The following is a 12,735-nucleotide window of genomic DNA, read 5'->3' on the forward strand; positions in this document are numbered from 1 at the left end:
TCAATGACCCTTTGAATAAGTGGCGCGTCCTGGAGGATTCGAACCTCCGACCGCCTGGTTCGTAGCCAGGTACTCTATCCAGCTGAGCTAAGGACGCGCAGAGTTAATGACAGTATCACTAACTTTAAATAAGTGGCGCGCTCAGGAGGATTCGAACCTCCGACCGCCTGGTTCGTAGCCAGGTACTCTATCCAGCTGAGCTATGAGCGCGCAAGATGTGAATTACATCACAAAAATTTTATTTCTGAACAAAAAAATTGACTCATGGTCAATAAATGGCGGTGAGGGAGGGATTCGAACCCTCGATACGGCTATAAACCGTATACTCCCTTAGCAGGGGAGCGCCTTCGGCCTCTCGGCCACCTCACCGCATTTTCACATTCAATCTTACGAAAGAATATGGCGCGTCCTGGAGGATTCGAACCTCCGACCGCCTGGTTCGTAGCCAGGTACTCTATCCAGCTGAGCTAAGGACGCACATTGTTCTTTATTTGGATGCTAAACCAAATAAGCAAGAATGGCGGTGAGGGAGGGATTCGAACCCTCGATACGGCTATAAACCGTATACTCCCTTAGCAGGGGAGCGCCTTCGGCCTCTCGGCCACCTCACCGTCTTGCGGAGGCACATATTACTTTTTACCAAAAATATGTCAAACACTTTCTTGGTAAAAGCGACAAAAATCAAATCAACCGTTGGCTATTTAATCAAAGCGCTGTGAAATTAAACTTTTCTGTCATATCAGTGACTTCAAAGCATAAAAAAGGCCAGCAAAATTCGCTAGCCTTCCTTGTGATAATTAGTAGTTGCTAGGTGCAACACTACCATTACCTTTTTCAGCTTGAATGCGCATGTAGATTTCTTCACGGTGGACAGAAACCTCTTTCGGTGCATTCACACCGATACGCACTTGGTTACCTTTTACACCAAGAACTGTTACTGTCACTTCATCACCGATCATTAGTGTTTCGCCAACGCGGCGAGTCAAAATTAGCATTCTTTGCTCCTTGAGTAATCTCTGTATTATATTGCAACTGCGCTATTATCCACTAAAAGTTATATTTTCGTAAACTATCTATTAGTGCGCTCTCACCCTAAAGAGACATGTTTTAGGTGAAAAGCTAATAGCTCATCTGACGTTATATAGGCCTCATGTAAAATATTGGCTGCCTTATCAACATGTTGTGGCTGCATAACTAGCATTAACGATTGTTTATCAACCGAAAGGGAACTCACTTCGATCCCTTGTTCTGCAAGTAATTCACATGAGCGTTCAACTAATTCCTGAGCCAGCAAACCTACCGTGGTCAATAAACTAACGGGTTCACTATTACGGATTTTGTCATTGAAAACCAGAGCTAATTTAGCACAAGCGTCTCGTTTTATAATGGCACCTGTCCATTCTGCATCTTCGATCACACTCCACACTTCCACACCGAGCATTTGGCACTGCTTGGCTAAACTCGGGAAATGATCATGTTGCACAGTAATAAGCGCCATGTCGCGTTGAATCGCAATGCCACATACTGCTTTATGACACTGCTCACCTTTGATTAGACTGCCTGCGTTTACATCAAAAGTAGACAATACGCGTAAAGGAACTTCATTTTCCCACGCATATTGCACACAAGGTAAATGCAGAACTTTAGCGCCTTTACGTGCCATTTCTTCCATTGACGGGAAATCAACGATCTCTAATTTTTGAGCTGTTGCAACCACACGTGGATCACATGTGTAAACACCATCCACATCAGTGAATATTTGACACTCATCGGCTTTAAGAGCTCCCGCTAGCGTCACAGCGCTAGTATCAGAACCTCCACGTCCTAAAGTGGTGATATCCCCATTCTCATTCACACCCTGAAAACCCGCTACCACCACAATATGATCTTGTGCCAGCAACTCGGTAATCGTTCGAGTATCAATCATTTTAATCGTCGCGTCATTGTGTTGATTATCGGTCACAATGTTCGCTTGAGCTCCGGTTAGTGAGCGAGCTGAATAGCCTAATTTATTGAGTGTCATCGCTAATAGCGCCATAGACACTTGCTCACCAGCAGAGAGCAAAACATCAAGTTCCCTTGCAGTTGGTACACTATCGATTTGTTGTGCTAAGCCCAACAGTCGATTGGTTTCTCCTGACATTGCAGAAACAACTACAACCACTTGATTACCATCATTCTTCGCCTTAATGATGTGTTCAGCGACGGTATGGATTCGTTCTATTGAACCCACCGAGGTTCCGCCAAACTTTTGCACGATAAGGGGCTTTTTCACCTATCTTCACCTTCCCAAGACCAAAGTCTCATTAGGACCAAATCGAAAGCAGAGCACTATGTTGAGTATCGATTCAGTAGTTACAAAAACAAAACCAAGCAGATAACTGGCTCGTATCCTATTGCGCCAATTAGACCACTTGGTTTGGTAAATAAAATTACGCCCAATCAAAAAACAGTGATTGAGCGTGACTTATTACAACGGTTTATAGATGCTCAGAAATCCAAGCATCTACGGAAGCTAAAGCGCTAGGCAAGGCATTAACATCCGTACCTCCCGCTTGAGCCATATCCGGACGGCCACCACCTTTACCACCCACTTGCAAGGCAACCATATTGACCAGCTCCCCTGCTTTAACTTTGGCGGTAAGATCTTTGGTCACACCCGCAATCAAACCCACTTTATCATCAGCCACATTACCCAGCATGATAATGCCACTGCCTAACTGATTTTTTAGCTCATCAACCATACCACGCAGCGCTTTGTTATCGGCGCCATTAAGTTGAGCAACTAGTACTTTCACACCCGCAATTTCTTTTACATTGCTGATCAGATTGGCACTTTCTTTCGCTGCAAGCTTATCTTTTAACTGCTGCAACTCTTTTTCCAAAGATTTCGCTTTAGCCGCCATTTCAGCCACTTTGACTTCATATTGAGCCTGCTGTTGATCCAATAGATCCAGCGCGCCTTCACCCGTCACCGCTTCAATACGACGAATGCCAGCAGCAATACCGCCTTCAGAAACTATTTTGAATAGGCCGATGTCACCGGTGTTACTTGCGTGAATACCACCACACAGTTCGGTTGAGAAATCACCCATCGACAATACACGAACTTCATCATCGTACTTTTCACCAAACAGTGCCATGGCACCTTTGGCTTTTGCCGATTCGATGTCCATGATATTGGTTTCAATCGTGTGGTTACGGCGAATTTGCGCGTTCACTAGGCGTTCCACTTCTTTTAGCTCTACGGGCGTCATTGCTTCTAAATGAGAGAAGTCAAAACGCAAGCTTTCCGCTTTTACCAATGAGCCTTTTTGCGCCACGTGCGAACCTAATACTTGGCGAAGTGCAGCATGCAACAAATGTGTGGCAGAGTGGTTCAGTGAAATTGCAGCGCGGCGCTTAGCATCAACAATGGCTTTCGCTTCATCGCCTTTGGCGAGTACGCCCTCGATGAGTTCACCGTGATGAGCAATGGCGTTGCCGAGTTTTTGTGTATCTTCAACTTTAAACAAGCCCGTGGCCGTTTGAATAACACCCGCATCACCACATTGACCACCGGATTCAGCGTAGAAAGGTGTTTCGCCCAAGATCAAAATCGCTTTATCACCCGCAGATAGAGTGTCAACTTCATTGCCGTCAACAAACATAGCGGCAATGCGGCTCTCGCCTTGTGTCGCGCTATAGCCACAGAAAGCGGTATTGGTATCAACTTTAATGATTGCATTGTAGTCAGTGCCAAATTGGCCCGCTTCACGCGCTCGTTGACGCTGCTCTTCCATCGCTTTTTCGAAACCTTGTTCGTCAATGGTCAGCTCACGTTCACGTGCAACATCATTAGTTAAATCAGCCGGAAAACCGTAGGTATCGTAAAGTTTAAAGACAGTTTCACCATCCAGTACGCTGTCCTCTAAATTATCGAGTGCATCATTGAGGATCGCCATACCGCGTTCAAGAGTGCGACCGAAGTTCTCTTCTTCAATGCGCAGCACTTTTTCTACAAGCGCTTGCTGCTTTTTCAGTTCTTCACCAGCCGTTCCCATCACTTGTGCTAATGGGCCAACCAGTTTGTGAAAGAAGGCACCTTGTGCGCCCAATTTATTACCATGACGCACCGCTCGACGAATAATCCGACGCAGTACATAGCCACGGCCTTCATTCGATGGCATCACACCATCCACAATCAAGAAAGCACAAGAACGGATGTGATCAGCAACAACGCGTAGCGATTGATTGGAAAGATCGTTATAACCCGTTACATCAGCGGCGGCTTTAATCAAGGCTTGAAACACATCAATTTCATAGTTTGAGTGAACACCCTGCATGATCGCAGAAATACGTTCAATACCCATACCGGTATCAACGGAAGGTTTTGGAAGTGGCTCCATCGTGCCATCGGCATGACGGTTAAACTGCATGAAGACGTTGTTCCAAATTTCAATGAAACGATCGCCATCTTCCTCTGCAGAACCTGGAGGACCACCCCAGATATGATCGCCATGATCATAGAAAATTTCAGTACAAGGACCACACGGACCCGTGTCACCCATTTGCCAGAAGTTGTCTGACTCATAAGCTTTACCACCCGGTTTATCGCCAATGCGAATAATGCGCTCAGCCGGAATGCCTACTTTTTTATTCCAGATATCAAATGCTTCATCATCGGTTTCATACACAGTAACCAGTAGACGATCAGCGGGCAACTTGAGTGTTACAGTAAGAAACTCCCACGCGTATGCAATAGCGTCTTCTTTGAAGTAATCACCAAAGCTGAAGTTACCCAACATTTCAAAAAAGGTATGGTGACGAGCGGTAAAACCAACGTTTTCCAGATCGTTATGCTTACCACCAGCTCGCACACAACGTTGCGCCGTTGTTGCACGTGTATAAGCACGCTTTTCTAAACCAAGAAAACAATCTTTAAATTGGTTCATTCCTGCATTTGTGAACAACAGGGTTGGGTCATTAGCTGGGACTAATGATGAACTATCAACAATTTGGTGTCCTTTACTTTCAAAGAACGAGAGGAACGCGCGGCGAACCTCATCAGTGCTCATAAACATGCAGCTCTTCCTGAAATACTCAAGTTAGAATTTTGCGTTATTGTAAAGCATGGACAAGAGTTCGACTAGTTTTCTTATAGAAAAGGCATGGCAGGAAATAAATTGCGGATCAGACGAAGAGTTAAGCTTCCGATGATGATAAAGCGTAGCTAATTTGCTCGAAGCTAAAGCCTCGATACTGCAAAAAACGCACTTGTTTGGCATGTTCTTTTGAACCTTTTTCCGCAGGTTCTCTGAATTTTTTTTCAGCCACCGCTTTTGCCAATTCAAACCAATCTTGAGGCTCTTGATATAAAGCGGTTTCAATATCATCGCTACTGACTCTTTTTTGGCTCAGCTCTTGTCGAATGCGCCGCTCACCATGACCTTTAGTGACATGTTGTCTTATTTGACTTGCGGCATAGCGCAGTTCATCCAAATAATGGTTCTCAAGGCAGTAACTCATTGTTTGAACGATAATTTCCGCATCATACCCTTTACTCATGAGCTTTTGCTGTAGCTCATGCTCGCTGTGATCTCGTCGGCTCAGTAATTGCAATGCGCACTCTTTGCACGATAACGTCGATTTGAATTTAGAGGAATACATACTGTCCCTATTAGTCATGGATAAAACAAAGCCCTGCATTGCAGGGCTTTGTTGAAATATAAACGTGGAGAAGATTACAACTCTTCTTCTTGAGGCATTTCGCTCAAAATAGGTTCTTCAACAATTAACTCGGCTGGATTGAGCAGCATTTCACGTAACTTAGTATCAAGAGCCATAGCTGCAGCTGGATTCTCTCTCAAGAATTTACAGGCGTTTGCTTTACCTTGACCAATTTTATCACCGTTATAGCTATACCAAGCACCCGCTTTCTCAACCAATTTATGTTTCACGCCAAGATCAACCAATTCACCTTCACGGTTAAAACCTTGTCCGTAAAGAATTTGAGTATCCGCTTGTTTAAAGGGAGCCGCGATTTTGTTCTTAACCACTTTAATACGCGTTTCGTTACCCACGACTTCGTCACCCTCTTTAATAGAGCCTGTACGACGAATATCTAAACGAACTGAAGCGTAGAATTTAAGGGCATTACCACCTGTTGTGGTTTCAGGGTTACCAAACATCACACCAATTTTCATACGGATCTGGTTAATGAAGATGCACATGCAGTTGGACTGTTTTAGGTTACCCGTTAACTTACGCATCGCTTGAGAAAGCATACGTGCTTGGAGGCCCATGTGGCTATCGCCCATTTCACCTTCAATTTCAGCTTTTGGTGTCAGTGCAGCCACAGAATCAATGACGATAACATCAATGGCACCAGAACGAGCCAAGGCATCACAAATTTCAAGCGCTTGTTCACCCGTATCAGGTTGTGAAACCAACAGCTCATCAATGTTGACACCCAGTTTTTTAGCATAAATTGGGTCAAGGGCATGTTCTGCATCGATAAAAGCACAGGTTTTACCCACTCGTTGTGCTGCTGCGATCAATTCCAGCGTTAAGGTTGTTTTTCCTGATGATTCAGGGCCGTAAACTTCAACGATACGTCCCATTGGTAAACCGCCAGCACCCAATGCAATATCCAAAGAAAGTGAACCGGTAGAAATGGTTTCAACATCCATTGTACGGTTGTCACCAAGGCGCATGATCGAACCTTTACCAAATTGCTTTTCAATTTGACCCAGTGCTGCGGCTAGCGCCTTCTGCTTATTTTCGTCCATTACTTTCTCCAAACTGTCGCTGTGGGTAGCGGCTCGTTAAATTTTTTATCGACTCTTTAGTCGCCAATTGGGGTTAATTATACTGTTGATTCATACAGTGTCTATAGCTGTGTCGAAAAAATTTCGACTAGGTTCAATTTGGCTGCGATAAAAAGTGACTCACCACTTGTAATGCATGAGTAATCGCCTGCTTGCGCACCTGTGCGCGATCGCCTTTAAAACAAAGCGTCTCAGCTCGTTCCCAGCCCTGCTTAGAAGCCCATGCAAAGCACACGGTTCCCACTGGTTTTTCTGCGCTACCGCCATCAGGACCAGCAATGCCACTGATCGCGACACCAATAGTGGCTTGGGAATGCAAAAGTGCCCCTTGCACCATTTCGCGCACCACGGGTTCGGAAACCGCGCCAAAATCCACCAGTGTCTGTGCTTTGACGCCGAGCATCTCTTGTTTAGCGAGGTTACTGTAGGTCACAAATGATCGTTCAAACCAAGCCGAACTTCCAGCAACCTCGGTAAGTGCAAATGCCACACCACCGCCAGTGCATGATTCAGCACTGGTGAGGATCTCTTTTTGTGCTAACAATTGCTGACCTAATTGCTCACTTAATGCAAAAATCGCCTTCATTACGCCTTCTCCAAAACCACGTTATTTTCGCTTGAACCTTTATAGCAGATTGAATCTCCAGAAAACAGAATGGGCACGCAAGCGTACCCATTCTCAATCGTTCGTCCGTTGTATTTAGATCTCAAACATCAAACTATCTGCGTCTAAGAATGGCCAACGAATGGTGTTCGGAGTGCTGCTCTCCCCACCAAAAAAGTAGCCCACTTGCGGCGTAGCAAAGGTTTTGTCGCCTCGTGTGAGTGGTTGTTCACTCAATGCTCTATGGGTTAATTTTGCTTCCCATAATTGCTCACTCTCCCAGCCGACTGGCGCGAGTTCCACTCGCACTTCCGCGCCAACAGGATTGACAGAGACCACTTCAAAAGGCAATGAAGCTTGGCTATTTTGTTTGTTCGATAGGCTCAACTCATGGCTGCGCACATACAACTTTCCTGATTGATTAATCGCGTGATCTTTCGGCGGTAAGATAAACGATTGGCCATTGACCCACTGCTCGTTATTCCAGTTGGCTTGGAATACATTCACATTGCCAAAAAAGTCAAAGACGAAGCGACTGTTCGGTTGAGCATAAAGCTGCACTGGCGAGTCGATCTGTTCGATGCGGCCATTGCTCATCACGACCACGCGATCAGAGAGTTCAAGTGCTTCATCTTGATCGTGGGTGACAAATACGCTCGTAAAACCGAGCTCTTCGTGCAAGCTGCGCAACCAGCGGCGCAATTCTTTACGCACTTTGGCATCCAGTGCGCCAAAAGGCTCATCCAGCAGTAGCACTTCCGGCTTTGTTGCAAGAGCGCGAGCCAAGGCGATGCGCTGCTTTTGCCCGCCGGACAGTTGTTCAGGATAGCGCTCAGCTAAATGGCCAAGTTGCACAATATCCAATAGCTGTTTGACTCTTTTGGTGATTTCCGCCGCCGCTGGTCTATGACGGCGATCCATCACTTGCAAACCAAACGCGACATTGTCAGCCACCGTCATATGACGAAAAAGTGCGTAGTTTTGGAACACAAAGCCAACTCGGCGCTCGCGAACGTGGACATGAGTCACATCGCGATCTCGAAAATGAATGGTTCCGCTATCGGCTCCTTCAAGGCCGGCAATAATGCGCAACAAAGTGGTTTTGCCTGAGCCTGAAGGACCAAGTAAGCCAATCATCTCGCCATCATCAATCTGTAACGAGAGCGGAGAGAGCGCTTGAAATTGACCAAATTGTTTGGAAATGTTGTCTAAACGTATACTCATACCGTCTCTTGCTCTCTGTTCGTTTTTGTCTGATTGTTGTGTTGACGCCATTCAACATAAGCTTTAAAAACTAGGGTTAATAATGCAATGAAAGCCAATAGCGAGGCGCTAGCAAACGCCGCTTCCGATTGATAATCTTCATACAGTAGCTGCACGTGTAGTGGTAAGGTATTGGTTTCACCACGAATATTGCCCGACACAACCGCTACTGCGCCAAATTCACCAATGGCACGCGCATTGGTTAAGATGACACCGTAAATCAGTGCCCACTTTATATTTGGTAAGGTGACGCGACGAAATAGTTGCCACCAAGATGCCCCCAAAATAACCGCCGCTTCTTCATCCGAGCGGCCTTGCTGCTGCATCAGCGGGATCAGCTCACGCGCGACAAACGGGCAAGTCACAAAAACCGTGACCAATAAAATTCCCGGCCAAGCAAACATCACTTGCAGATCGCGCTCAAACAACCACTCGCCCAACCAACCGCTGCTGCCGTAAAGCAGTAAATACAGAAGGCCTGCAACAACCGGTGATACGGCAAACGGAATATCAATTAAAGTGGTTAATATTTTTCTACCCGGAAATTCAAAACGAGTCACTGCCCAAGCCAATAACACGCCGAACACTAAGTTAATTGGCACCGTGAGTAGCGCAACTAGCAGTGTTAAACCAATGGCATGACGCGTATCGGATTCAATTAAATGACTAATATAAGTCGATAAACCACTGGCAAAGGCTTGTTTGAAAATGCTCACTAGCGGGATAATCAGCAACAATGCAACCCAAAACAGCGCAAAGCCAATCAAACTCCACTTCACCCAAGGTGCTTCACCGACTCGTAACGGTTGATGTACTTTCATCATCGGTTCCTTAACGTCCATGAATTCGACGCAGGTATGCGCCCTGCCATAGATTGATCAGTAGTAGCAGCGATAACGATGCCATCAATACTACCGAAGCAATGGCACTCGCCGCCGGAAAATCAAATTCTTGTAAGCGTACAAAAATCATTAATGAGGTAATTTCACTGACGTAAGGCATATTGCCCGCAATGAAAATCACTGCGCCAAACTCGCCCAAGCTGCGAGTAAATGAGAGTGCAATACCAACCAATAGTGCTGGACGAATCGAAGGCATGATCACTTTCCAAAATACGGCGCTGTCTGATGCGCCTAACGTCATACCCGCTTCTTCCTCTTCTTTGGATATCTCTTCCAAGACGGGTTGTACCGTGCGCACCACAAACGGAATACTGGTAAACGCCATCGCGACAACAATCCCCAAGGGGGTATAAGCCACTTTAATTCCAAGCTCGCCAAGTACGCTGCCCACCCAGCCATTGGATGAGTAAAGCGTCGCCAACGTGATGCCTGCAACGGCGGTAGGCAAAGCAAACGGTAAATCGACTAAAGCATCAAGAATACGTTTGCCATAAAAATCATAACGAACCAACACCCAAGCGAGCAATAATCCTAGCAAGCCATTAAACAATGAGGCGATGAGTGCCGCGCCCACCGTTACTTTGTAACTGGCCAGTACACGAGGGTCCGCCACCACCTGCCAATACTCGGTGAGCGACATTTGGCTCGTCTGCATAATCAAACCACTGGCGGGCAATAGCAGCACTAAGCTGACAAAAAACAGCGAAGTACCGAGGCTAATACCAAATCCGGGTAGCACCCTTTTATGGCGTGGGCGAGATAAAGAAGCGGTGAAGGAATGGCTCATAAACCCTCGAAACAAAACGGATGCGTAAGAAAACCACCCACACTCAGCGCAGGTGGCGATGACGAATTAACGACGTTGAAGTTGGTCAAGCTTCGCGCCATTGGCAAAATGAAGTTTCATGGCATTTTCCCACCCACCAGCAATGCTCTCAACTGTTAGCAATTCAACTTCAGGGAAGCGATCAGCAAATTCTGCGTTCACTTTTTCATCATGAACGCGGTAATTAAACCCAGCTAGCAAACGTTGTGCTTCTTCACTGTACAGATAAGCGAGATATTCGTTGGCTACCTCAAGCGTGCCTTTACGCTTGGCATTTTTTTCCACCACGGCCACGGGAAACTCGGCCAAGATAGAGGTCTTAGGTACCACAACTTGATATTCATCCACGCCATACTGCTGACGAATATTGTTCACTTCAGATTCAAACGTAATCAGCACATCGCCAATGCCACGTTCAACAAACGAAGTAGTCGCACCACGGCCACCAGTATCAAATACCGCGACATTAGCTAAAAATTGTTTGAGGAATTGATCCTGCTCGGCTTGGTTTTCTTTGCCAAAAGTCTTTTGTGCATAACCGACCGCGGCCAAATAGGTATAACGTGCATTACCTGAGGTTTTAGGATTGGGGAATACAGAAGCCACATCAGCTTTAGCGAGATCGCCCCAATCTTGAATATTTTTTGGATTCCCCTTGCGCACTAAAAATGCGGTCGTGGAGTAGTAAGGTGAGCTTGCATTGGGCAATTTTTCTTGCCAATTAGCATCGATAAGCTTGCCACGATCGTGCAGCACCTGAACATCCGTTACCTGATTGAATGTCACTACATCGGCGGCTAACCCCTGCAAAATTGAGCGAGCTTGCGCAGATGACCCACCGTGCGACTGTTTGATCTCCACTGTTTGGCCTGTCTTTTGTTGCCAGTGTTTTTCAAACACTGGGTTATAAGAAGCAAACAGCTCGCGAGCGATGTCGTACGATGAGTTGAGAATGGTTTGATCCGCGGCCGAAACATTCAACGATCCTACGGCTAATAAGCTGGCTAAGGCTGACTTGATGAACTTCATATATTGCTACTCCCTAATCACTACGGCCAAAATGGCGTCCTTGGCAATTAGAGTATGAGGAAAATGAATTATAACAAAGAGGATAACTAGAACTTTTTGGAATAAACTCTAGCAATAAATTGTATGCCAATTACCAGCACGACTTTATAGTAGTGTTCGGTAAGGTGGATACGTCATCTTACTCTTCCGACTAAAAAAATTAAGGACAACATGATGGCGGACTTTCCAACGATTGAAGCATATGTCGGGCAAACGCCTTTAGTTCGCTTGCAGCGACTGGCGGCTCACACCTCAAGCACCGTATTGGTCAAGCTAGAAGGCAATAACCCAGCAGGTTCAGTCAAAGATCGCCCAGCACTCAATATGATAGTGCAAGCAGAGCGTCGCCAAGAGCTCCAACCGGGCGATACCATCATTGAAGCGACCAGCGGCAACACGGGTATTGCGCTGGCAATGGCGGCCGCCATCAAAGGCTACAAAATGATTTTAATCATGCCAGATAATGCCACCCAAGAGCGTAAAGACGCGATGAAAGCGTATGGTTGTGAGCTCATTTTAGTCAGCAAAGAGCAAGGCATGGAAGGAGCGCGCGATTTAGCATTAAAAATGCAAAGTGAAGGCAAAGGAAAAGTACTCGATCAATTCAATAACCCCGACAACCCGCAAGCTCATTTTGATTCTACTGGCCCAGAAATTTGGCAACAAAGCCACGGGGAAATCACCCACTTTGTCTCAAGTATGGGCACAACGGGCACCATCATGGGCACTTCTCGCTATCTAAAAACGCAAAATCCAGAGATAAGCATTGTCGGTTTACAACCAGCAGAAGGCAGTGCAATTCCGGGCATTCGCCGCTGGCCTCAAGCTTATTTACCCGGCATTTTTGAATCATCACGTGTTGATGTGGTACTCGATATCGAAGAGCAAGATGCCATCAATACGGCTCGTGCTTTGGCAACTCAAGAAGGCATTTGCGCTGGCGTCAGCTCCGGAGGCGCCGTTTTCGCTGCGTTACAAATCGCGCAACAAAATCCCGGAGCGGTGGTTGTTGCCATCATTTGCGATCGAGGCGATCGTTATCTCTCATCCGGTCTTTTTTCTTAGATCAAATCTCCACCCCAACGGGCTAATCAGTGCTGACGCGCTCATCATTCTTTAGCCCTTGGCTTTGCTTCCACATCAGCATCCCTTGATTGCTCAGCAATAGCGAAGTTTGTTATCCTCTCCAACTATTTAAATGCATGTTCTGACGATTCTTTCTAACTCATGTCAGAGCTAAGGCCGCTGCCATTCCTGTAGTGT

Annotated in this window: 11 protein-coding genes and 5 tRNA genes; 1 reads left to right on the plus strand and 15 read right to left on the minus strand. The window is 46.1% G+C overall.

Translation table 11 applies throughout. The features are described 5' to 3' along the window. Window positions 1–20: 20 nt before the first annotated feature. The 15 genes from AACT18_RS01650 to cysP form a co-directional block, all read right to left on the minus strand. A tRNA-Arg gene (locus AACT18_RS01650) sits at window positions 21–97 on the minus strand. Window positions 98–133: 36 nt separating this feature from the next. Next, window positions 134–210, minus strand: a tRNA-Arg gene (locus tag AACT18_RS01655). Window positions 211–276: 66 nt separating this feature from the next. Beyond that, window positions 277–369, minus strand: a tRNA-Ser gene (locus AACT18_RS01660). 31 nt (window positions 370–400) lie between these two features. Then, a tRNA-Arg gene (locus tag AACT18_RS01665) sits at window positions 401–477 on the minus strand. A 41-nt stretch (window positions 478–518) separates the two neighbouring features. Further along, window positions 519–611, minus strand: a tRNA-Ser gene (locus tag AACT18_RS01670). A 186-nt stretch (window positions 612–797) separates the two neighbouring features. Beyond that, window positions 798–995, minus strand: a complete 198-nt coding sequence (gene csrA, locus AACT18_RS01675) for a carbon storage regulator CsrA (RefSeq protein WP_010320440.1) — start codon at window positions 993–995, stop codon at window positions 798–800. Between the two features lie 92 nt (window positions 996–1,087). Next, the gene (locus tag AACT18_RS01680) at window positions 1,088–2,275 is read right to left on the minus strand and encodes an aspartate kinase (protein ID WP_094125528.1); all 1,188 of its coding nucleotides are present in this window, start codon (window positions 2,273–2,275) and stop codon (window positions 1,088–1,090) included. A 205-nt stretch (window positions 2,276–2,480) separates the two neighbouring features. Next, complete coding sequence (gene alaS / locus AACT18_RS01685; RefSeq protein ID WP_094125529.1) at window positions 2,481–5,063, minus strand: alanine--tRNA ligase; 2,583 nt, start codon at window positions 5,061–5,063, stop codon at window positions 2,481–2,483. 121 nt (window positions 5,064–5,184) lie between these two features. Continuing rightward, window positions 5,185–5,688: a recombination regulator RecX gene (gene recX / locus AACT18_RS01690; RefSeq protein ID WP_081265451.1), complete on the minus strand. Its 504-nt coding sequence runs from the start codon at window positions 5,686–5,688 to the stop codon at window positions 5,185–5,187. Window positions 5,689–5,723: 35 nt separating this feature from the next. Next, window positions 5,724–6,770 (minus strand): recombinase RecA, encoded by a 1,047-nt coding sequence (gene recA, locus AACT18_RS01695; protein WP_010320444.1) that lies wholly within the window; start codon window positions 6,768–6,770, stop codon window positions 5,724–5,726. Between the two features lie 133 nt (window positions 6,771–6,903). After that, entirely contained in the window at window positions 6,904–7,395 is a 492-nt protein-coding gene (gene pncC, locus AACT18_RS01700) for a nicotinamide-nucleotide amidase (protein WP_013857707.1), read from the minus strand. Window positions 7,396–7,509: 114 nt separating this feature from the next. After that, the gene (locus tag AACT18_RS01705; protein ID WP_094125530.1) at window positions 7,510–8,637 is read right to left on the minus strand and encodes a sulfate/molybdate ABC transporter ATP-binding protein; all 1,128 of its coding nucleotides are present in this window, start codon (window positions 8,635–8,637) and stop codon (window positions 7,510–7,512) included. Next, on the minus strand, window positions 8,634–9,497 hold the full coding sequence (cysW, locus tag AACT18_RS01710) for a sulfate ABC transporter permease subunit CysW (RefSeq protein WP_094125531.1): 864 nt from the start codon (window positions 9,495–9,497) through the stop codon (window positions 8,634–8,636). Before cysW ends, AACT18_RS01705 begins: the two co-directional genes overlap by 4 nt. Window positions 9,498–9,507: 10 nt before the next feature. Further along, window positions 9,508–10,365 (minus strand): sulfate/thiosulfate ABC transporter permease CysT, encoded by an 858-nt coding sequence (cysT, locus tag AACT18_RS01715; RefSeq protein WP_017046719.1) that lies wholly within the window; start codon window positions 10,363–10,365, stop codon window positions 9,508–9,510. A 66-nt stretch (window positions 10,366–10,431) separates the two neighbouring features. Next, window positions 10,432–11,433: a thiosulfate ABC transporter substrate-binding protein CysP gene (cysP, locus tag AACT18_RS01720; RefSeq protein WP_010320449.1), complete on the minus strand. Its 1,002-nt coding sequence runs from the start codon at window positions 11,431–11,433 to the stop codon at window positions 10,432–10,434. A gap of 213 nt (window positions 11,434–11,646) precedes the next feature. Here cysP and cysM point away from each other — a divergent pair, with 213 nt between their 5' ends. Beyond that, window positions 11,647–12,537, plus strand: a complete 891-nt coding sequence (gene cysM, locus AACT18_RS01725; protein ID WP_026027976.1) for a cysteine synthase CysM — start codon at window positions 11,647–11,649, stop codon at window positions 12,535–12,537. Window positions 12,538–12,735 lie beyond the last annotated feature (198 nt).

The sequence above is a fragment of the Vibrio sp. V04_P4A5T148 genome (genome assembly GCF_963875605.1).
GTDB classification, from domain to species: Bacteria; Pseudomonadota; Gammaproteobacteria; order Enterobacterales; family Vibrionaceae; genus Vibrio; species Vibrio anguillarum.